Annotated in this window: 20 protein-coding genes; 14 read left to right on the forward strand and 6 right to left on the reverse strand. The window is 70.1% G+C overall.

What is annotated here, in order from left to right; genetic code table 11:
* Positions 1-14 precede the first annotated feature (14 nt).
* From nagB to IE069_RS07285, 7 genes are all read left to right on the forward strand, one after another.
* Complete coding sequence (nagB, locus tag IE069_RS07255; RefSeq protein WP_189349453.1) at positions 15-815, forward strand: glucosamine-6-phosphate deaminase; 801 nt, start codon at positions 15-17, stop codon at positions 813-815.
* Positions 812-1,993, forward strand: a complete 1,182-nt coding sequence (gene nagA / locus IE069_RS07260; RefSeq protein WP_189349454.1) for an N-acetylglucosamine-6-phosphate deacetylase — start codon at positions 812-814, stop codon at positions 1,991-1,993. The genes nagB and nagA overlap by 4 nt, the downstream gene beginning before the upstream one ends.
* Before the next feature lie 247 nt (positions 1,994-2,240).
* A complete protein-coding gene (locus IE069_RS07265) occupies positions 2,241-4,154 on the forward strand; it encodes a BCCT family transporter (protein ID WP_189349455.1) in 1,914 nt (637 codons plus the stop codon).
* 183 nt (positions 4,155-4,337) lie between these two features.
* Positions 4,338-5,942 carry an SLC13 family permease gene (locus IE069_RS07270; RefSeq protein ID WP_189349456.1) on the forward strand — a complete coding sequence of 535 codons (1,605 nt, stop codon included), beginning with the start codon at positions 4,338-4,340 and terminating at the stop codon, positions 5,940-5,942.
* A gap of 100 nt (positions 5,943-6,042) precedes the next feature.
* Complete coding sequence (locus IE069_RS07275) at positions 6,043-6,345, forward strand: MmcQ/YjbR family DNA-binding protein (protein ID WP_189349457.1); 303 nt, start codon at positions 6,043-6,045, stop codon at positions 6,343-6,345.
* 90 nt (positions 6,346-6,435) lie between these two features.
* Positions 6,436-7,278, forward strand: a complete 843-nt coding sequence (locus IE069_RS07280; RefSeq protein WP_189349458.1) for an SGNH/GDSL hydrolase family protein — start codon at positions 6,436-6,438, stop codon at positions 7,276-7,278.
* The gene (locus IE069_RS07285) at positions 7,275-8,627 is read left to right on the forward strand and encodes an MFS transporter (protein WP_189349459.1); all 1,353 of its coding nucleotides are present in this window, start codon (positions 7,275-7,277) and stop codon (positions 8,625-8,627) included. The genes IE069_RS07280 and IE069_RS07285 overlap by 4 nt, the downstream gene beginning before the upstream one ends.
* A gap of 159 nt (positions 8,628-8,786) precedes the next feature.
* Here the strand turns inward: IE069_RS07285 and ald are convergent, their stop codons facing one another.
* Entirely contained in the window at positions 8,787-9,902 is a 1,116-nt protein-coding gene (ald, locus tag IE069_RS07290; protein WP_189349460.1) for an alanine dehydrogenase, read from the reverse strand.
* 182 nt (positions 9,903-10,084) lie between these two features.
* On the opposite strand from ald, the gene IE069_RS07295 reads away from it, so the two are divergent.
* Both IE069_RS07295 and IE069_RS07300 read left to right on the forward strand, forming a co-directional pair.
* Positions 10,085-10,573 carry an Lrp/AsnC family transcriptional regulator gene (locus tag IE069_RS07295; RefSeq protein ID WP_189349461.1) on the forward strand — a complete coding sequence of 163 codons (489 nt, stop codon included), beginning with the start codon at positions 10,085-10,087 and terminating at the stop codon, positions 10,571-10,573.
* 140 nt (positions 10,574-10,713) lie between these two features.
* Positions 10,714-11,046 (forward strand): hypothetical protein, encoded by a 333-nt coding sequence (locus IE069_RS07300; protein WP_189349462.1) that lies wholly within the window; start codon positions 10,714-10,716, stop codon positions 11,044-11,046.
* Here the strand turns inward: IE069_RS07300 and IE069_RS07305 are convergent.
* Complete coding sequence (locus IE069_RS07305; protein WP_189349463.1) at positions 11,043-11,945, reverse strand: CPBP family intramembrane glutamic endopeptidase; 903 nt, start codon at positions 11,943-11,945, stop codon at positions 11,043-11,045. The genes IE069_RS07300 and IE069_RS07305 overlap by 4 nt on opposite strands.
* Positions 11,946-12,170: 225 nt before the next feature.
* Here IE069_RS07305 and IE069_RS07310 point away from each other — a divergent pair, with 225 nt between their 5' ends.
* A complete protein-coding gene (locus tag IE069_RS07310; protein WP_189349464.1) occupies positions 12,171-12,458 on the forward strand; it encodes a DUF1540 domain-containing protein in 288 nt (95 codons plus the stop codon).
* 10 nt (positions 12,459-12,468) lie between these two features.
* Here IE069_RS07310 and IE069_RS07315 read toward each other — a convergent pair whose 3' ends face one another.
* From IE069_RS07315 to IE069_RS07325, 3 genes are read right to left on the reverse strand one after another with little or no spacing between them, the layout of a single operon-like run.
* A complete protein-coding gene (locus IE069_RS07315; RefSeq protein ID WP_189349465.1) occupies positions 12,469-13,218 on the reverse strand; it encodes a cupin domain-containing protein in 750 nt (249 codons plus the stop codon).
* Complete coding sequence (locus tag IE069_RS07320; RefSeq protein WP_189349466.1) at positions 13,215-14,150, reverse strand: DUF6807 domain-containing protein; 936 nt, start codon at positions 14,148-14,150, stop codon at positions 13,215-13,217. Before IE069_RS07320 ends, IE069_RS07315 begins: the two co-directional genes overlap by 4 nt.
* Positions 14,143-15,345, reverse strand: coding sequence for a Gfo/Idh/MocA family protein (locus IE069_RS07325; protein ID WP_189349467.1), 1,203 nt, complete (start codon positions 15,343-15,345; stop codon positions 14,143-14,145). Before IE069_RS07325 ends, IE069_RS07320 begins: the two co-directional genes overlap by 8 nt.
* A 263-nt stretch (positions 15,346-15,608) precedes the next feature.
* On the opposite strand from IE069_RS07325, the gene IE069_RS07330 reads away from it, so the two are divergent.
* The 4 genes from IE069_RS07330 to IE069_RS07345 all read left to right on the forward strand — a co-directional run bounded on the left by IE069_RS07330 (position 15,609) and on the right by IE069_RS07345 (position 19,216).
* The gene (locus IE069_RS07330) at positions 15,609-16,652 is read left to right on the forward strand and encodes a LacI family DNA-binding transcriptional regulator (protein WP_189349468.1); all 1,044 of its coding nucleotides are present in this window, start codon (positions 15,609-15,611) and stop codon (positions 16,650-16,652) included.
* Positions 16,653-16,827: 175 nt separating this feature from the next.
* The gene (locus tag IE069_RS07335) at positions 16,828-18,096 is read left to right on the forward strand and encodes an ABC transporter substrate-binding protein (protein ID WP_189349469.1); all 1,269 of its coding nucleotides are present in this window, start codon (positions 16,828-16,830) and stop codon (positions 18,094-18,096) included.
* Positions 18,097-18,183: 87 nt separating this feature from the next.
* Positions 18,184-18,684: a DUF456 domain-containing protein gene (locus IE069_RS07340; protein ID WP_189349470.1), complete on the forward strand. Its 501-nt coding sequence runs from the start codon at positions 18,184-18,186 to the stop codon at positions 18,682-18,684.
* 91 nt (positions 18,685-18,775) lie between these two features.
* Positions 18,776-19,216, forward strand: a complete 441-nt coding sequence (locus IE069_RS07345) for a hypothetical protein (RefSeq protein WP_189349471.1) — start codon at positions 18,776-18,778, stop codon at positions 19,214-19,216.
* Between the two features lies 1 nt (position 19,217).
* On the opposite strand, the gene IE069_RS07350 is transcribed toward IE069_RS07345, so the two are convergent.
* Positions 19,218-19,688 carry an Lrp/AsnC family transcriptional regulator gene (locus tag IE069_RS07350; protein WP_189349472.1) on the reverse strand — a complete coding sequence of 157 codons (471 nt, stop codon included), beginning with the start codon at positions 19,686-19,688 and terminating at the stop codon, positions 19,218-19,220.
* Positions 19,689-19,713: the final 25 nt, after the last annotated feature.

The raw sequence follows: 19,713 nt of genomic DNA on the forward strand, positions 1-19,713 counted from the left end.
CCACAGGAGAAAACGTGCAGGTTGTCATCCTCCCCACCGCCGCCGAGGTCGGGCGCATCGCCGCCGCCAAGGTCGCGTCCGTCATCCAGCGGCGGCCGGACGCCGTGCTGGGCCTCGCCACCGGGTCCTCGCCGCTAGCCATCTACGCGGACCTGGCCGAGAGGGTGCGCTCGGGCGCCCTGCGGGTCGACGCCGTGCGCGCCTTCGCACTCGACGAGTACGTCGGCCTGCCGCTCGACCACCCGGAGAGCTACCACTCGGTGATCCGCAGGACCGTCACGAAACCCGTCGGGCTCGCCCCCGGCCTCGTGCACGTTCCGGACGGCGCCGCCGCCGATCTGGACGCCGCGGCGGCCGACTACGAGACCGCGATCCGCGACGCCGGGGGAGTGGACGTGCAGATCCTCGGCATCGGCGCCAACGGGCACATCGGATTCAACGAGCCGACGTCGTCGTTCGCGTCGCGGACCCGGATCAAGACCCTCGCCCCGCGGACGCGGGCGGACAACGCCCGCTTCTTCGCTTCCCCCGACGACGTCCCGCGGCACTGCGTCACCCAGGGGCTCGGCACGATCCTCGACGCCCGCGAGCTGGTCCTCGTGGCCACGGGGCCGGCGAAGGCCGACGCCGTGCACGCGATGGTCGAGGGGCCGCTGAGCAGCATGTGCCCGGGGTCGGCGCTGCAGCTGCACCCGCACGCGATGGTCGTGGTCGACGAGGCCGCCGCGGCGCGCCTGGAGATGGCAGAGTACTACCGGTACACGCACGCGAACCGGCCCGCCTGGCAGCGGTTCGAGGATCAGGGGCGGGCATGAACGCGTCGGTGGTGCGCGCGGCGTCGCGCGTCGTGACGGCGCAGCAGGTCTACGAGCCCGGCTGGGTCGAGACGTCGGGCGACCGCGTGGTCGCCGTTGGCGCCGGGCGCCACGAGCGCGTCGACGTCGACTACGGCGACGCCACGATCATCCCCGGTTTCGTCGACATCCACGTGCACGGCGGCGGCGGCGGGTCCTACACGGACCCGGATCCGGCCTCGATCCGGCAGGCCCGCGAAACCCACCTGCGGCAGGGCACGACGACGACGATGGCCAGCCTCGTCACCCTCTCGCCCGAGCGCCTGCTCGCTTCGGTGCGCCTGCTCGCGGACATGGTCGAGTCCTCCGTGGTCCGGGGCATCCACCTCGAGGGGCCGTGGCTGAGCGGCAACCGGTGCGGGGCGCACGACCCGGCCCAGCTGCGGAACCCGGCGCCCGCCGAGGTGGCCGCGGTGCTCGAGGCCGGCCGGGGCCACATCCGCATGGTGACGATCGCGCCGGAGCTGCCCGGCGCCCTGGACGCCATCGAGGCGATCACCCGTGCGGGCGCCGTCGCGGCAGTGGGGCACACCGACGCGGACATCGACGTCGCCCGGGCGGCGATCCGCGCCGGCGCGCGCGTCGCCACCCACCTCTTCAACGCGATGCCCCCGCTGCACCACCGGGAGCCGGGGGCCGTCGCGGCACTCCTCGAGGACCCGCGCGTCACCGTCGAGCTCATCGGCGACGGGGTGCACGTCCATCCCAGCCTCATCGGGCACGTCCGGGCCGCGGTCGGGGACGGCCGCGTGGCGATCGTGACGGACGCGATGTCCGCCGCGAACCTCGGCGACGGCGACTTCGACCTGGGGACCATGCGGGTCGAGGTGCGCGACTCCGTGGCCCGCATCGCGGGCGGCGGATCGATCGCCGGAAGCACGGCGACGATGGACGAGCTCTTCCGGCGGGCCCTGCGCGGTGCGGCCCCGGTCGGGCACGACGACGGCGCGCCCGTCGTCGACCACGCCGCGTGGATCGCCGCGGTGCGGCAGACCTCGACCACGCCGGCGGGCGCCGTCGGATGGGACGACGTCGGAGACCTGGCCCCCGGCAAGCGCTCCGATCTGGTGGTGCTGGACGACGGCCTGCGCGTCGTCGAGGTGGTCCCCGCCGGCTGGGCCGCGGCCGGTGCCGTCTGAGCCCGCGCCCTCCAGAAGACCGCTGACGGTCTGAACCACGGGCGGCCGCCCCGCGCATGGTGAGGTGCGGGGCGGCCGATTTCGTGGCTGCACGCCCCTCCGCGCCCGGCGCGACGAGGCCACGTCGTTGCAGGGATGAGATCAACAGATGTGATGTGATGCGGCTCACCTCGTGTTAGGTTCGCAGGAGACTCTCGAACGGCGTCTGCGGCCTGGTCGCCATTGGCACGACGAAAGAGGTATCGAAATGTCATCCGCACCCTCCGACCAGCGGACGGATCCCGCCGCGCGGTCCAAGATCCTGAAACCCGTCTTCATCCCGGCGTCGATCGTGATCATCGCGCTGCTGCTGTTCACCGTGATCTTCAGCAGGGCGGCCGGAGACACCCTCGAGGAGGCGACGGGCCAGCTCAACACCGCGATCTCCGACGGCGTCGGCTGGTGGTACGTCATCGCCGTGAACATCTTCCTCGCGTTCGCGATCTACTTCGCCGTCTCCAAGATCGGCCGCATCCGGCTCGGGCGCGACGACGAGCAGCCCGAGTTCGGGATCGCCTCCTGGTTCATGATGCTCTTCAGCGCCGGCATGGGCATCGGTCTGGTGTTCTTCAGCGTGGCCGAGCCGCTGAGCCACTACATCACCCCGCCGTACGGTGTCGAGGGCGAGACAACCGATGCGGTGAACACGTCGATGGGCGTCGTGATGCTGCACTGGGGCCTGCACCCGTGGGCGATCTACGCGATCGTCGGCCTCGGCCTGGCCTACATGACCTTCCGCCGCGGCCGCCCGCTGGCGGTGCGCTGGCTGCTCGAACCGCTGCTGGGCCGCAAGCGGGTCGAAGGCTGGATCGGGCACGCGATCGACACGGTCGCGATCGTCGGCACGCTGTTCGGAGTGGCGACCTCGTTCGGCTTCGGCGTCAGCCAGATCATCGGCGGGCTCGAGTTCCTCGGCTGGGCCGAGTCCTCGAATTGGCTCATCATCATCATCGTCGCGTCGATCACCCTGGTGGCGACGTTCTCCGTGGTCTCCGGAGTGCACAAGGGCCTGAAGTGGCTCTCGAACTTCAACATGTCGGTCGCGGCGCTGCTCGCGCTCGTCATCTTCATCCTGGGCCCGACGATCTTCCTGCTCAAGGCGCTCCCCGAGAACCTCGGCAACTACCTGAGCATCCTGCCGGAGACCATGTTCCACGCCGGTCCCTTCTCCGAGGACGGCTGGGAGGCCGGCTGGACGATCTTCTACTGGGGCTGGTGGGTCAGCTGGGCGCCGTTCGTCGGCATGTTCATCGCCCGCATTTCCCGCGGCCGTACCATCCGCGAGTTCATCGTCGGCGTCCTGCTCGCTCCGACCCTGGTGAGCCTGCTCTGGTTCACGATCTTCGGCGATTCGGCGATACTGTTCCAGCGCGAGGGCACGGTGGACATGCTCACCGACGGTGCGGTGAGCAGCACGACGGCGTTGTTCCAATTCTTCGAGGCCTTCCCGTTGACGGTGGTCCTCAGTGTCATCGCGATGGTCGTCGTCGTCTTCTTCTTCGTCACCTCGTCTGACTCCGGCTCTCTGGTGATCGACATGCTGGCCAGCGGCGGCAGCACGAACACCCCGATCGGCACCCGCATCTACTGGGCAGTGCTGGAGGGGGTGGCCGCGGCCGTCCTGCTTGTGGTCGGAGGCAGCGTGGCCCTGACAGCCCTGCAGACGCTCTCGATCTCGACGGCTGCACCGTTCTCGATCGTGCTCCTGCTGGCCTGCATCTCGCTGACGCGGGCCTTCCGCCACGACGTGGCCACGATGCCCACCTACATCGAGGTCACCTCGGCAGCCGGCGCCGACGCCGAGGAGGCGGGGGAGCCCGAACCGGCCTCCGGCCGGCGGTTGTTCCGCGGCTTCGGCGGGGCGACGACCTCGCTCGCGGGGTTCACGGACGGAAAGCGGCAGGCGGGGACGTCGAAGCACGTCATCAGCTTCCGACACGTCGACCCGGACGTCACGACCGTGAATCCGGAGACCGGGGCGATCCAGATCGTCGGCGAGCAGAAGGACCCCCTCGCCGGCCAGACCTTCGATACGCCGGAGTTCGAGTCCTCCCAGGAGTACATCGATCAGGGCGGCGAGCCCAACGGGCAGGCGGACGACGAGGTGAAGCCCACCGTCTGACACTGCCGCAACGCCCGCCGCGCCGGCGGGGCCCGGATTCGCTCCGGGCCCCGCCGGCGTTTCCGTGCCAGGTGTGCTCCGGCCGGCCTCCGCGAGTGTGTTCTTTATGAACGAAAGCGAGCCGGGGTGTGTGATCTGCAACACGCTTTAAGACATCACACGCCATCTGCATCAGGAGCCACGATGAGTCAGACCACCGAGACCACCCGCCCCCGCGGCAACCCGCCGACACGCCCCGGCCCGGGGGAGACTCCGGTCGCGGGCGCCGGCAATCGGCCCGGGGCCGGCGACGAGCAGCTCTCCCAGACGCGCCTGATCGTGGGTCGGATCCTGGGGCCGGTCCTCGCACTCGTGGTGTACGGGCTGATGAGCCTGGACCCGTCCACCCCGAACGACATGCGGCTGACCGCCGCCGTCGTCGCCCTCGTCGCCACCTGGTGGATGACCGAGGCGATCCCGCTGGCCGCGACGAGCCTCATCCCGATCGTCGCGCTGCCGCTGCTCGGCATCCTCGAACCGGCGGAGGCCACGAGCCCGTACGCCTCGCCGACCGTGTTCCTCTTCATGGGCGGCTTCATGATCGCCATCGCCATGCAGAAGTGGAACCTGCACAAGCGCATCGCGCTCGTCGCGCTGCTCGGGTTCGGCACCAGGCCGAACCAGGTCATCCTGGGCGTCATGGTCGTCACCGCGTTCCTGAGCATGTGGGTCTCCAACACGGCGACCACGCTGATGATGCTGCCGATCGCCCTGTCGCTGCTGGACCTCGTCAACCACGAGCAGGATGCCGACCCGCGGGAGTCCAAGCGCTTCAGCATCGCCCTGGTCCTCTGCGTCGCCTATGCCGCCACGATCGGCGGCCTCTCCACCCTCATCGGCTCCCCGCCCAACCTGATCCTCGCCGGCTTCGTCGAGGAGACCTATGGCTTCACCATCTCCTTCGCCGACTGGATGAAGGTCGGCGTTCCGCTCGCGGCCGTCTTCCTGATCATCGCCTGGTTCGTCATGACCCGCTTCGTCTTCCCGTCCAACCTGGGCGCGGTCGCCGGGGGCCGCAGCGTCATCCGCCGCGAGCTGCACGACCTCGGCAGGATGTCCCAGGCCGAGTGGTGCGTGCTGTGGGTCTTCATCTCCGCCGCGTTCCTCTGGGTCTTCCGCGAGGCCCTGATGGGGATCGACGCCGTCGCGAGCACCGTCCCGCTGCTGGCCAACCTCTCCGACGCGCAGATCGCGATCGCTGCCGGCCTGATCCTCTTCCTGCTGCCGGCCGCCAAGCGCGCGCCGGGCGGCAAGATCCAGGGCGTGTTGGACTGGACCTCTGTACAGCAGGGCATCCCGTGGGGCGTGCTGCTGCTCTTCGGCGGCGGCCTCAGCATCGCCGTCGCGGTCCGCGAGACCGCGCTGAGCGAGTTCCTCGGCGAGAAGATGGGAGGCCTCGCGGTGCTGCCGTCGTTCCTGCTCATCGCCGCGGTCTGCCTCATCATCCTGCTGCTCACCGAGATGACCAGCAACACCGCCACGGCCGCCACGTTCCTTCCGGTCCTCGGCGGCGTCGCGATCGCGATCGGGATCGACCCGCTGCTGATCCTCATCCCGGGTGCCATGGCCGCGACGTGCAGCTTCATGCTGCCGGTCGGCACCCCGCCGAACGCGATCGTGTTCGGATCCGGCCACATCACCATGGCGAACATGCTGCGCGGCGGCATCTGGCTGAACCTGATCGGCGTCGTGTTGATAACGGTGGCCGTGTACGCGCTCGGCGGCTGGGCGCTCGGCATCCAGTTCTAGGAGTACCGGCCTCGACCGTTGCTGATGCGGTCGAGGCTGGTGCATCCGGGCAGCGGGCGTGGCCGTTGTCCTTCCGCATCCGGAGTGCGACAGTGGGGAAATGGTCACGGAACAGGAGGTCCGCACGGTCTGCCTGAGCTTTCCCGGCGTGACCGAACGCCTCAGCTGGGGCCGCCCGGCCTGGTTCGCGCGGACGTTGATGGCCCGGATATGGGATGCCGGGGTGCTCACGGTGAAGACCGAGGAGCGCGAGGCGCTCGCGGGGACCGATCCGGGCACGTTCTATTGGACGCCGCACCATGAACGGTCGCCCCAGCTGGTGCTGGTGCGCCTGGAGTGTATCGGCGCCGTGGAACTGGGAGAGCTGCTCGACGAGTCCTACAGGATCGCCGCTGCGCGTTGAAGGGGTGCAGGACCGGCGCCCCGGCGTTGTTAACGCGCAGGTCGCGCGGCGGACGCCTCGAGGTCGCCTCGGCTTGGCAGGGTGTGGACCATGGGCGGGCTGTTCGTGGCGATCGGAGACTCCTTCACCGAGGGTGTGGGCGACTGGGACACGCGCCTGCCGAACGGGGTGCGGGGCTGGGCGGACCGGGTGGCCAAGCAGCTCTCCAAGGCCGATCCGACCTGGCGCTACGCGAACCTGGCGATCCGCAGCCGGCGGCTCGGGCACATCGTGGAGGAGCAGATCGAGCCGGCGATCGCGATGGAGCCGGACATCATCAGTTTCTACGCGGGCGGCAACGACATCCTGGAGCTGCGCAAGGACATGGGCCGGCTGCTCGACGAGTACACCCGCGCGGTCGAGCGGCTCGCCGAATCCGGGGCCCGCGTCCTGCTCTTCACCGGGTTCGACGTGCCCCTGCACCCGGTGCTCGAGCCGTTCAAGCGCCGCAACTGGACGTTCAACGAGCACGTCCGCCAGCTCGCGCGCCGGCACCCGGAGACCATCGAGCTCGTGGACTACTGGACGTGGGAGGTCTACTACGACCGCCGCATGTGGGACACGGACAAGCTGCACATGAACCGTGCCGGCCACCGCTACATGGCCATCCAGATCCTCAACCAGCTCGGCATCCGGCACCAGCTCGAGTTCGAGCCCTTCGGGCCCCGCGAGCGGCTCGGGCCGGTCCAGCTCGCCAGTCGAGAGGTCGAGTGGCTGCGGCAGTGGGTCCTGCCGATGTTCGGGCGCAGACTGCGGGGCGTCACCCTCGGCGACGCGCTCGAACCCCGCTGGCCCGCCCCGATCCGGCCGGCCGACGGCATGAAGAAGCTCTATCGCAAACGGGTGCGGAAGGCGGTCCGGGTTGCCGGTCGGCATACGATGAATGCATCATGACCTCATCGCCCCCTCCCGTCGACCTGCCCGTGCCCGCACCGCCCGACGATCCCGGCCGCAGCTCCAGCGCCGCGCCCGTCCCCGAGGCCCTCGCCGAGCCCACGGTGAACGTGCGCGCCAAGTGGATCGCCGGCGTCGTGCTGGTGAACCTGGGCATCAACGCGGTGCTGTACGCGCCGATCAACGTGCTCCTCGGTCTGCAGGCCGAGATGATCGACCCGGCCGGGAAGGAGGGGATCCTCTCCCTCGTGACGGCGTTCGGCGCCGCCGTCGCGATGATAGGCAACCCCTTGACCGGCGCGCTGTCCGACCGCACGACCAGCCGGTTCGGTCGCCGCGCGCCGTGGATCTTCGGGGGGATGCTGGTGGCCGTCGTCGCGCTGGGGTTCCTGGCGTCGATCTCCGCCCTGGTGGGCGGCACGGACATCACGGGCACGACGGCGGTGCTCGCCCTGGTCGTCGGGTGGTGCGTCGTCCAGGCCGGGGTGAATTCGGCGTACTCGACGATCGCGGCCGCCGTGCCGGACCGCGCGCCGATCGGCCAACGGGCGTCGATCGGAGGGCTCGGGGCCATGGGCCAGACGGTCGGCATCCTGTGCGGCGCCGTCATCGGGTTCGTGATCGGCGGCAACGTGGGGCTGGGCTACGGGCTCTGCGCCGCAGTGTTCGCCGTCGCAGTCGTCCCGTATCTCATCTGGCGGGACGACCCCGTGCTGCCGCGCGGTCTGGCCCCGAAGTTCGCGCTCGGTCCGTTCCTCCGCGCGTTCTGGATCGATCCTCGTAGCCACCCGGACTTCGGGTGGGCGTGGTTCACGCGTTTCCTGATGTTCGTCGGCAACCAGTTGACGATCGTCTACCTGCTCTTCTTCCTGCAGGACGAGATCGGCCACGAGCACCCGGCGCAGGGTGTCCTGGTACTCACGGGCCTGTATTCGATCATGGTGCTGATCACCGCGGTGATCGCCGGCCGGATCAGCGACGCCTCCGGCGGCCGGCGCAAGATCTTCGTCGCCGGATCCTCGGTGCTGATCGCGCTGGCCGCGCTGATCCTCGCGTTCTTCCCGGTCTGGCCGGCGGCCGTCGTGGCGGCCGGCGTGCTCGGGATGGGCTTCGGCGCGTACCTCGCCGTCGACTTCGCACTGATCACACAGGTGCTGCCGTCGGCCAATGCCCGCGGCAAGGATCTGGGCGTTGTGAACATCGCCGCGACACTGCCGCAGGTGGTCGCGCCGACGCTCGCCTGGCTCGCGGTGACGAAGCTCGGCGGCTACACCACGATGTTCGTGATGGCCGCGCTGATCGGCCTCGTCGCGGCGGTGCTGGTCTACCGCATCAAGTCCGTCCCCTAACTGGTGCCGGGGCCGGTCGGGGCGCGGCCGGAACGGTGGCGGACACACGTGCGCCCCGGCGGTCGCGGCAAGGAGTAGCCCGCGAACGCCGGGGCGCACGTTGTGGTCGATGCGGCGGTCACGGGTCCTGATCGTGCCGCACCGGCCTACTTATTATGCCTAGTCAGACAGCAGATCTGCGGTAGCGACATAGCTCATCCCGAATTCGGATGCCACCGATTCGAACGTGACCTGGCCGGCGTGGGCGTTGAGACCGTTGGCGAGCCCGGCGTCCTCGGCCAGGGCCTGCTTCCATCCCTTGTTGGCGATCCGCAGCGCGTACGGCAGGGTCGCGTTGGTCAGTGCGGCGGTCGAGGTCTGCGGGACGGCGCCCGGCATGTTCGCGACGCAGTAGTACACGGCGTCGTGCACTTTGAAGGTCGGGTCGGCGTGCGTCGTCGGGCGGGAGCCCTCGAAGCAGCCGCCCTGGTCGATCGCGATGTCCACGAGCACCGAGCCCGGGCGCATCTTGGCGACCATGGCCTTGGTGACGAGCTTCGGGGCGGCGGCGCCCGGGATCAGCACGGAGCCGATGACCAGGTCCGCGGCGGCGACCTCGTCGGCGATGGCCAGCTTCGACGAGGCCAGCGTCTTGATGCGGCCCGCGTAGGCGGTGTCGATCTCCTTCAGGCGGGAGAGGTTGATGTCGACGATGGTGACGTCGGCGCCCATGCCCACGGCGATGTTCGCGGCGTTCTCGCCGGCGACGCCGCCGCCGATGACGACGACCTTGGCCGGACGGGTGCCCGGGACGCCGCCCATGAGGACGCCGGAGCCGCCGTTCGGCTGCTGCAACTGCACGGCGCCGATCTGCGCGGACAGGCGTCCGGCGACCTCGGACATCGGAGCGAGCAGCGGCAGGGTGCGGCCGGCGGTCACGGTCTCGTAGGCGATGGCGGTGGAGCCGGCCTTGACGATGGCGTCGGTGCACTCGCGCGAGGCGGCCAGGTGCAGGTAGGTGAAGAGGATCTGGTCCCGGCGCATGCGGTGGTACTCGGCGGGGATCGGTTCCTTGACCTTCATGATCATGTGCGCGTCGGCCCACGTGGCGTCGGCATCCGCGGCGATGCGGGCACCGGCTGCGACGTAGTCCGCGTCGGCGATGCCGGACCCGAGGCCGGCGGTGGCCTCGACGACGACCTCGTGGCCGCGGGCGACGAACTCGGAGACGCCGGCCGGGGTCATGGCCACGCGGAACTCGTTGTTCTTGATTTCCTTGGGAACACCGATGATCATGGCGGTTCCTCCTCTGTGTCTGTGGTGCGAATTCTAGTCCTGCGGGCCCGTATGCGGAACTGCACAAGGGTCAGGTTGTCCCCTCCAGAATAAATATTTGTACGGCCCGATCTGGTTTCTGACGAAATTTATTCGGTATAATCCGAATTATTGGCAAATCTCAACGAAAACGGAGGTGGGAGATGCCCGTCACAACGAATGATGTTCGGCCCGACACGGTCCAACTGGACGACATCGACAAGAAGCTGCTCCGCATGCTGGGCGAGAACGCGCGCCGAACCAACAACTCCATGGCCACCGAGCTGGGCATCGCTCCGTCGACGTGCCTGGCCCGGGTCAACTCGCTGCGCGAGTCGGGGGTCATCCGCCGGTTCACCCTGGATGTCGATCCCGAGCGCATCGGGCGCTCTCTGCAGGCGCTGATCTTCGTGCGGATCCGACCGGGTGCCCGCCACACGATGTCCACGTTCAGCGAGGAGATCCGTGTCCAGCAGGGAGTCACGCAGCTGTTCTTCCTCGGCGGCACCGACGACTTCGTCCTCCACCTCGCGGTCCGGGATTCCAACGACGTCCGCCAGTTCGTGCTCGACCACCTGTCGGCGAATCCCGCGGTAGCCTCGACGCAGACCTCGCTGGTGTTCGATCACCTGCCCGGAGGCCCCTGGGTCTGAGGCGCAGCCGGCCGGACCGCCCGGTGGCGGTCATGCCCGCAGGCCTGTCGGAAAGCGCCGACACTGGCTACCCTTCGTTCAACACCCCGCGTGGGGGAGTCGCCGCCGGGACCCGGGCGGCCGGGAGGAGGAATAGACGGATGGAAGAACCCAGGCTCCTGCTCATCGGCAAGCGCCAGTCCACACTCGATGTGCTGGCCGAGGAGCTCCGGCGCTTCGGGCGGGACGTGGTCGCAACCAACGACCGCGCTCTCATCCGGCAGACCCTGACAGCAGGGGAGGCCGATCTCGTCGTCATCGGCGGTGGTCTGAGCGATCCCGAGCGGGAGGCCGTGCGTGACCTCGTGCTCGCGACGAGTCCGGACATCCCCCTCCATCTGTCACCCCGGACGGAGGGCGCCAGCCCCGCGACGCTCATACCCTTCGCCAACGAGCAGATCGTGCTCTTCAAAGTTCGTTCGGCACTGCCCTAGGACGGGGACGGTTCGACGGGTGTTTCGGGCGTGCTCCGACGCTCCATCCACTCCACCACCGCGACGTAGACCAGGGTCGTCGCGATGGAGACCGCGGCGGCGGCCGGGGCGATCTCCGTGGCGTCGAGGTCCGCCCCCGTGGCGATCCCGAAGCCGAAGGCCATGGCGTTGTTGACGACGTGCAGTGCGATCGCCGCCTCCAGCCCCCGGGTGCGGATGGTCAGGTAGCCGGCGGCGACGGCGAAGACCGCGATGTCCGTGAGCCCGACGGCGTCGTACATGTGGCCCACCACGAACAGCGGGACCGGCACCAGCACGGCCCAGGCGGGATGGCGCAGCCAGCTGCCGATGACGTTCATGAACAGGCCGCGGAAGACGACCTCCTCGGCCGTGGCCTGGAACGCGACGAGACCGAGGGCGATCGCCAGGAGCAGCAGCGCCTCGTCGTCGAGCGCCCAGGTCGGGGCCCCGTTGACGAGCACGTCGATCCCGAGGCTCGCCCCGATGACGACGACGGCGACGACGAAGTAGCGGCCCAGCCGCCGCCAGCGCATCCCTCCGGCGACCGAGAACAGGCTCGCCGAGATCCGGCGGGGCGCGCCGCGGCCGTAGATCATGCGGATCGCGGCGGAGGCCGGAGGCCACATGAGGATGACGGAGACCAGCAGGAACGCCATCCCCACCGGGTTGTTGGCGCTGGCCAGCTGCTCGAAGGCCGCCGGGTCCGCCAGGAGCGCCGCGGGGTCGCCCGAGCTCAGCATGACGGCGAACATGGTGATGATCAGCACCACGACCAGACCCGCGTAGATGCCGCCGGCGATCAGCAGGACCAGCAGGGGTTTGTACCAGCGGTGGCGATCGGAGGCGCGCAGGATGCGGTGGTAGGGGGTCTCGTTCATGGTGCCAGCTTCTCAGTACCGGGGCGCGGCGGCCGTCAACCACTGGCATGATCTTCTGCCCGGCGCGTGCGACCTCCGGATGATGCGGCGGTGACGTGGGCGGGGAGGAACCGCCGAATACGTGCGGAAATCAGCACTAAATGATCTGCAGTTCCGGGCGTACGGTGGTTTCAAGCGGCCCGCAGCGGGGAGAAGCCCCCAGGGCCGAGACGTGAGGAGAACGCCATGCAAGCCACTCCGCCAGTCGCCGACTGCACGGTCGAGAACTGTTCCTTCAACGACCACTCCCACTGCAACGCCGCGGGCATCACGATCGGCGGCAGCGAGGACCACGCCAGCTGCGCGACGTTCGTCGACATCGGCCAGTCCGGGGGCCTGCCGAAGGTGGTCGCCGAGGTCGGCGCGTGCCAGCGCGCCGAGTGCGCCTTCAACGACCACCTCCAGTGCACGGCGTCCGAGGTCCACGTCGGCCCGGGCGCCGACAACGCGGACTGCCTGACCTACAAGATCTGAGCCGGTCCGGTTACGCCGTCCACGTCCCCAGCCGTCCGCACATGCCCCACAGGCGCGGGCCGGGGCGGGGACCGCCGGCGACGACGGCGCCCTCGGCCAGGTGCGATCCGTCGCCGGCGGCGAGACCGTCCATCTGCTCGCGCGTGCGTCCGACCTGCTCCTCCACGTTCGCGGCGAAGATCTCCCGCCATGCCTCGATCTTGGGCTGGACCAGCACGGTCGCCCGTGCGTACAGCGTCTCGAGGGCGGTCGGGCCGTCCTGCTCGACGGCGGCGCGCAACTGCGTGTAGCCCTCCATCGCCAGGTCGCGGCGGGCGCGGGCGGCCTCGGCGCGCGCCTCCTCCTCGCCGGGCAGCGTAGCCGCCCGCCGGTAGGCCTCCGGATCCGCGAGCACGCGGTCCGGGAACGTCATGACGGCGTCCCCGGCCTCGGGCAGGCCCGCGTTGGCCATGACCACGTTGAGCTCCAGCCCGCCGTGGTTGACGAGCCGGTGCACGGTGCCCGGGGTGAACCAGAGCAGGGAGCCGGGCTCGAGCGGGTCGACGCGCGCCCCGTCGGAACCGAGCGTGTGCACCTCCCCGCTGCCGCCGGTGACGACGTACGCCTCGGTGGAGAGCGTGTGCAGGTGCGGGGTGCCTCCGGCGCAGCCGTCCGCGGCCTCCCAGTCGTACACCGCCAGCCGGGAGACGGAGGTGCCGCCCGGGAACCCGGGCAGCGACCGGCTGGCCGTCGCCGGCTGGCGGTTCTCCGCGCCGCTCACAGCGCGAACTCCGCCCCGAGGGCTTCCAACTCCGCGTCGTCGCACACGCGGGAGACGAACACGTAGCGGTGGTTCAGCGTCAGCGTGCCCTCGTGGGGCAGGTGGATCTCCTCGTAGAACGCCGGCGACGGGCTGATGACCGCGAAGTTGCCCGAGCGGACGAACCAGCGGATCTCCGGGATCTCGAGCGCCTCGCCGCCGGCCGCGGCCTCCGACGATCCCGAGAACGTCAGGATGGTGCCGCCGCCGTCGATCCCGTCGTGCTCGCTCTGCATCGCGATCCAGTCGGCCGTGGTCCCCATGACCGCCTCGTCGCCCTCGAGCCCCGCGGAGGAGACGACGCGGGCGCCCGTCCACGAGCGCGGGCCGCGCCAGAACCAGCCGGTGTAGCCGGCCTGGTCGCGCCCGGCCGTCGTCGGGCTGCCCATCGGCAGGGTCTCGCCGGAGACGTTCGTCAGCGTGGTCGTCAGGTCGACAGACCACAGGCCGCGTTCCGGGTCGAGGGAGTGGATCCGGTGGACGCGGTGCTCGTCGTACCAGTGCTCGCCGCGGGCGTTGATCCACTTCAGGGTCTCGTCGAGGACCACGTCCGACCCGTCCGCGGGGGGAGCGGCGAAGCCCTGGTGCTCCATGCGGCCCAGGTTGTCCTGCATCTGGTAGCCGCCCTCCTTCGAGAAGGTCGGGCCGCCCCAGAAGTTCTGGTCCTTCACGTGCGACCAGGTGAACTGCAGTCCCGTGTGCCAGCGGTGGTCCCACGGGCGGCGGACCGCGGCCTCGCCGCCGTCGAGGAAGCGCAGCGGGAAGAGGTAGGGCTTCGGGGCCTCCTCCGCCCTGGTGTCGGGGTGGACGACGTAGGTCAGCAGGTCGACGCCGCCGCCGGAGACGGTCAGCGATTCGCGGTTGTCGGTGACGGTGTAGTCGGCGTTAGCCACGTGCGGCCTCCAGGGGTTCGGTGCGGTTCGGCACGGCGGGTTGCTCCCCGCGCTTCATGCGCTGGTACGTATATGCCGGGTCGTGCATGCCTTCGTAGTAGGGGCCGGAGCGCTGCAGGTCCGCTCGGCGGACGGCCTTGCCGGTCTCGGCGGACTCGTAGAGGGCGGCGATGAACTCGAGGCTCTTGCGCCCGTCGTCGCCGCTGGCCCGCGGACGCTCGCCGCGCTCCATCGAGTCGAGCAGGGCGGAGATCTGATTGACGTGCGAGCTCGCCACGCCGCCGTCGTCCTCGAAGAACGACGACGGTGCGCGCGTCGCGCCGTCGTCGTGCGTGCCGTCCTGCGCACCCAGGTGCGGGCTCGGCGTGTGGCGCCAGTCGGAGCTGGAGTAGCCGTAGACGTGCTCGACCTCGACGGTGGCGTTCGTGAAGTCGAAGCGCAGGTAGCTGGCCTCCCGCGGGGAGAGGACCGAGTTCACGATGCTGCCGACGGCCCCGGAGGCGAAGCGCACCATGGCGAGCGAGACGTCCTCGGTCTCGAGGTCCCGGTCGAGGGTGTCGGCGATGGCGGTGACCTCGGTCCAGTCGCCGAGGATGTCGAGGAGCAGGTCCATCTGGTGGATGCCGTGGCCCATGGCGGGGCCACCGCCCTCGGTCTCCCACTTCCCGCGCCACGGGACGTCGTAGTAGTCGTGGCCGCGGTACCAGAGCGTGTTGCAGACCGCGACGTGCGGCTCGCCCAGGATGCCGTCGTCGACGGCGGCGCGAACGCGGTTCGCGGCGGGGCCGAAGCGGTGCTGGAAGACGTACGCGGCGTAGGGTCCGCCGTCGGCTTCGAGTGCGGCGACCTCGTCGTACTCGGCGAGCGAGAGCATCGGCGGCTTCTCGCACCAGACCCACGCGCCGGCGCGCAGCCCGGCCATGACGGCCTCGCGGTGGGCGCCCGGGGGAGTGCAGACCACGATCAGATCGGGCTCGGCGCCGGCGAGCAGGGCGTCGACGCTCGTGTAGTGCTGCTCGATGGAGTGCTCGGCGGCGGCCGCGGCGGCGCGTCCGGCGTCGACGTCGGCGATGGCGACGATCTCGGCGCGGTGCGCCTGGGTGCGCAGGGCCGGGATGTGGGCGCCGGTGGCGATGCCGCCGGCTCCGATGATGCCGACGCGGATGGGCGGGGCGCCGGTCTGTGTGCCTGACATGCGGGAGGTCTCCTTGGACGTTCGCGGTTCGGCCGGCGTGCGGGACGCGGCCGACGGGTGTCTCGTTAGTGATCGATCACTTTTTTGAAGGCGAAGAAGGCGCTTTCTTTCGCAGCGGTGGAATGTGATCGATCACTAAACGTGATGTAATGCACGTTATAGGCGGAGTCGAATCCCTGTCAACGGGTTCGGCCGACGAGGATTTCCCGCCGGGCGGGGCCGGGGGTCCGGTACCGTCGGGTGACCAGCTACAGGAGGCGGCGATGGTGGCAGCGAAGTCGGACAGGCCGGCGGGCAGGCGCCCCACCGTGCGCCAGGTGGCCGAGCGGGCGGGCGTCTCGCACCAGACGGTGTCACGCTTCCTGCGCGGCGACCCCGGCATGAAGCCCGCCACGGTCGAGCGCCTCCGGGAGGCCGTCGACGCTCTCGGCTACCGCCCGGACCTGACCGCCCGCTCGCTGCGCACAGGCCGCTCCGGCGTGCTGACCGCGATGCTGCCGAGCCCGGTCACCGCGTTCCCGACGCCGGTCCTGGCGGCTGCGGCCGAGGTCGCCCACGAGCACGGCTACTTCATGGAGGTCGCCGTCGTCGCGGGCGGTTCCCGCGAGCGCGCCGGCCGGGCCGCCGAACTGCTCGCCTCTGGCCGCAGCGAGGGGGTCCTGTTCCTCGGCGATCTACCCGACGGCGGCGTGCCCAGCGGCGGCGACCGCGGCGCCCTCGTGGTCTTCGACCACTTCGACGACCAGCTCCGAGGTGTCGGCCAGCTCGCCGACGCCACGCCCGTCGCCGAGGCGGTCGCCCATCTCGCCTCGCTCGGCCACCGCCGCTTCCTGCACCTCGCCGGCCCGCAGCAGTGGGCCTCGGCCCGTGCCCGCAGGAAGGCGTATCTCGAGACGATCGAGCGCCTCGCGCCCGACTACCCGGGCCTGGCCAGCGCCGGCGTCGTCCCCGGCACGTGGAGCGCTGATTCCGGATACGACGGCGTCGCGCAGCTTCCGGCGGACGCGGCCTTCACGGCCGTGATCGCCGCGAACGACCTGGTCGCCATGGGCGCGATCCGCGCCCTGGGCGAACGCGGGCTCTCCGTCCCTTCGGACGTCAGCATCGTCGGCTGGGACGACCAGGAGATGGGGCGCTACTCGACGCCGTCGCTCTCCACCGTGGTCGTCGACCGCGAGGCCCAGGGCCGGCTGGCGATGCGCCGGCTCGTCGCCCTGGTGCGCGGTGAGCAGGCGGGCGGTTCGACCGGCCTGCTCAACCGGCTCGTCTGGCGCGAGAGCGTCGGTCCGGCGCCCGCAAGGACCTAGGTGGCGGCCCGGGACGCCAGCTCGGCCATCGCCCGGTCCGCCGGATCCATGCCGGCGATCTTCTCGGCCGTCTTCTCCGCGTCTGCTCGACCGATCCTTGACCTGTGATCCACTTCACTCTAGAGTCTGGAATGCGCTTTCTTTCGCGGCGGCCCACTCTCACCGAGGAGTCGTCATGAATCGAAAATTCTCTGCCCGTGCTGCCACCGTGCTGTCCGTCGCCGCGCTCGCCCTGACCGGCTGCGGAGGCGGCGGCAGTGCTGCCGAGGGGGACCAGGTCACGCTGCGTTTCGCCTGGTGGGGTTCCGACACCCGCCATGAGAAGACCCAGGAGATGATCGAGGTCTTCGAAGAGCAGAACCCGGACGTCGAGATCGAGGCCGAATACGGCGACTGGAGCGGCTACTGGGACAAGCTGGCCACCCAGACAGCGGCCGGTGACGCCCCGGACATCATCCAGATGGACCTCCTCTACATCCGCGAGTACGCCGAGAACGGCGTCCTGCTGGACCTGTCCGACGTCGACATGTCCGACATGCCCGAGGACCTGCGCGTCTCCGGCGCGACCGACGAGGGCGTCTGGGGTATCCCGCACGGCTTGACCGCCCTGTCGATGCTGGCGAACAAGACCATGTTCGAGGAGGCCGGGGTCGAGCTTCCCGACGACTCGACGTGGACCTGGGAGGACCTGGAGGCGAAGTCGCTCGAATTCCAGGAGAAGGGCGAAGGCTACGGCCTGACGAGCCTGCCGGCGACCATGACGCTCGAGCTCTACTTGCGCCAGAACGGCAAGGAGTTCCTGACGCCGGACGGACAGCTCGGCTGGGAGCCGGCGGACGCAGAGGGCTACTTCGAGATGTACAAGGGGCTCGCCGATTCCGGCGCCCTGCCATCCGCGTCCGTCATCGCCGAAGACCAGCTCCCGTCGCTGGACCAGACGCTGACCGCGACCAACCAGGTGGCGATGGCGCCGTGGTGGAGCACTCAGATGACCGCCGTGCAGGACGCCTCCGGTGACGAGTTCGAGATCCTGCGGATGCCGACCTTCGACGGTGACGCCTCCAAGGGCCAGCTCTGGTACAAGACCTCGATGTTCTTCTCCGCCGCCGCCGACACGGACCACCCGGAGGAGGCCAAGGCCTTCATCGACTTCCTGGTGAACTCCACCGAGGCCGCCGAGATCGGCGCCACCGAGCGCGGCATGCTCGCCAATCAGACGGCTCTCGATCACATCCGCGAGGACCTGACACCGGAGGAGAATCAGGTCGCCGACTACATCACCGAGATCGAGCCCGACCTCGGCGAGCCGGTCCCGATCCCGCCGCAGGGCGTCTCCGACTACCAGAACCTGCACTTCCGCTACGACCTCGAGGTCCTCTTCGGCCGCATGAGCCCGGCCGAGGCGGCCGAGCAGATGCACGCCGAGATGGCGGCCGCCCTCTGACCCTCCGGGTCCGGAGGGGACACCGCACGACGACGGTGCGCGCCGAGCGTTCGGCGCGCACCGTCGTCGTGGTGGAAGACTGAGGCCATGGACATCACGATCATCGCGACCATCGTTGCCGGGCTCCTGCTCCTCGTCGCCACCCTGGGCACGGTCTACCCGATCCTTCCGGGCAGCTGGCTCGCCCTGGGAACGCTCCTCGCCTGGGCGTGGATCCTGGGGTCGACGGCGTCGTGGACGATGGGGGCGATCGCGATGGTGCTCGTGGCCATCGGCTGGTCCGCCTCCGCGGTGCTGACCGGGCGGAACCTCAAGCAGCAGCAGATACCGCACGGGTCGATCGTGGTGGCGCTGATCGCGGCGGTCGTGGGGATGTTCGTGATCCCGGTGGTCGGCCTGTTCGTCGGCTTCGGCGCCGGCCTGCTGGGCGCGGAGATGACGCGCCGCAAGGATTTCAAGGCGGCGGTCAGATCGTCGGCGTCGGCCCTCAAGGCCACGGGCATCGGCATCCTGATCGAGTTCGGCTGCGCCGCCCTGGCGACCTCGCTCTGGGTCATCGGCGTGATCTGGCACTTCGCCGCCAACTAGCGGCCCGCCGACGCATCGGGTCCGTCACACGCGCCCGTGAGCTTGGCGACGAACACTGGAAACCGTGCGGGCGCGCTCCTACGCTTCGAATGTGAACACCGCAGCCTCCCTCCGCACCGCATTCGACCGCGCCCGCAAGTGGCTGCCCCGGGCCGAAGATCAGGGGGCGCCGCTCGGCGAGGACATCCTCCTCGCCCGGCACGGCGACGCGGTGGTGCGGCTGAAGCAGAACCGGACGCTCGGGATCACCGTGGCCGTGCTGACCGGCGGCGGGATCGACACGGCACCCAACCGGCTCGACGCCGTCGTGCCCGCGCCTGCCCCGCCCGCCGCCCGGGCCGCGACACTGATGGGGGACTACCGGGCCGGGAGGACCGGGGTGGACCGGAACGAGGTGCGCCTCCTGGCGAAGTTCGCGGCGGCCTGGACGGCGGTGACGGTCGCAGTGTGCTCGGCGACGGCGTGGTTCGCGTTCGAGACGATGGACCCCGAGGTCCTGCAGTCCATGATGATGGCCGGCGGCGCGTACTGAACTACTCGGCCAGCAGGCCCGTGGTCCGGTAGGGGATGAGCTGGCGCAGGAACAGCGTGGTCGACGTGCGGGTGATGCCGGGGCAGAGGCGGATCTTCTCGCTGACCCGGTAGAGGTGGTCGGTGTCCTTCGCGGCGACGCGCACGCGCAGGTCGGTGTCGCCCGCGGGCGCCAGGCACTCGAGGACCTCGGGGATCTCCTGCAGGGCGGCGACGGCGTCGAGGAGCCTGGACTGCTCCACCTGCGCGTCGACGGAGGCGGCGACCGTGTAGCCGAGCGCGCTGGGCGTGACGCGGATGCTGTTGGCCTGGAGCACACCCGCTGCGGTGAGCTTCTCGAGGCGGGACTGGACGGTGCCGCGGGCCAGGCCGAGCTGCTGGGCGAGCATCATGATGGGGACGCGCGGGTCGTCGTCGAGCGCGGTGAGGATGCGCCTGTCCGTCGCGTCGAGTTGATGGCTCGCTGAAGTCATGACCGTCCTAGTGCTGGGGTAGATC

The organism is Zhihengliuella salsuginis, from assembly GCF_014651715.1.
Taxonomy (GTDB): Bacteria; Actinomycetota; Actinomycetes; order Actinomycetales; family Micrococcaceae; genus Zhihengliuella; species Zhihengliuella salsuginis.

Coding starts and splice junctions, on each gene's coding strand:
- IE069_RS07265 (WP_189349455.1), top strand. CDS start 2,241: ATGTCATCCGCACCCTCCGACCAGCGGACGGATCCCGCCGCGCGGTCC.
- IE069_RS07335 (WP_189349469.1), top strand. CDS start 16,828: ATGAATCGAAAATTCTCTGCCCGTGCTGCCACCGTGCTGTCCGTCGCC.
- IE069_RS07330 (WP_189349468.1), top strand. CDS start 15,609: ATGGTGGCAGCGAAGTCGGACAGGCCGGCGGGCAGGCGCCCCACCGTG.
- IE069_RS07295 (WP_189349461.1), top strand. CDS start 10,085: ATGCCCGTCACAACGAATGATGTTCGGCCCGACACGGTCCAACTGGAC.
- IE069_RS07285 (WP_189349459.1), top strand. CDS start 7,275: ATGACCTCATCGCCCCCTCCCGTCGACCTGCCCGTGCCCGCACCGCCC.
- IE069_RS07305 (WP_189349463.1), bottom strand. CDS start 11,945: ATGAACGAGACCCCCTACCACCGCATCCTGCGCGCCTCCGATCGCCAC.
- IE069_RS07350 (WP_189349472.1), bottom strand. CDS start 19,688: ATGACTTCAGCGAGCCATCAACTCGACGCGACGGACAGGCGCATCCTC.
- IE069_RS07280 (WP_189349458.1), top strand. CDS start 6,436: ATGGGCGGGCTGTTCGTGGCGATCGGAGACTCCTTCACCGAGGGTGTG.
- IE069_RS07340 (WP_189349470.1), top strand. CDS start 18,184: ATGGACATCACGATCATCGCGACCATCGTTGCCGGGCTCCTGCTCCTC.
- IE069_RS07310 (WP_189349464.1), top strand. CDS start 12,171: ATGCAAGCCACTCCGCCAGTCGCCGACTGCACGGTCGAGAACTGTTCC.
- IE069_RS07270 (WP_189349456.1), top strand. CDS start 4,338: ATGAGTCAGACCACCGAGACCACCCGCCCCCGCGGCAACCCGCCGACA.
- ald (WP_189349460.1), bottom strand. CDS start 9,902: ATGATCATCGGTGTTCCCAAGGAAATCAAGAACAACGAGTTCCGCGTG.
- IE069_RS07275 (WP_189349457.1), top strand. CDS start 6,043: ATGGTCACGGAACAGGAGGTCCGCACGGTCTGCCTGAGCTTTCCCGGC.
- IE069_RS07325 (WP_189349467.1), bottom strand. CDS start 15,345: ATGTCAGGCACACAGACCGGCGCCCCGCCCATCCGCGTCGGCATCATC.
- nagA (WP_189349454.1), top strand. CDS start 812: ATGAACGCGTCGGTGGTGCGCGCGGCGTCGCGCGTCGTGACGGCGCAG.
- IE069_RS07300 (WP_189349462.1), top strand. CDS start 10,714: ATGGAAGAACCCAGGCTCCTGCTCATCGGCAAGCGCCAGTCCACACTC.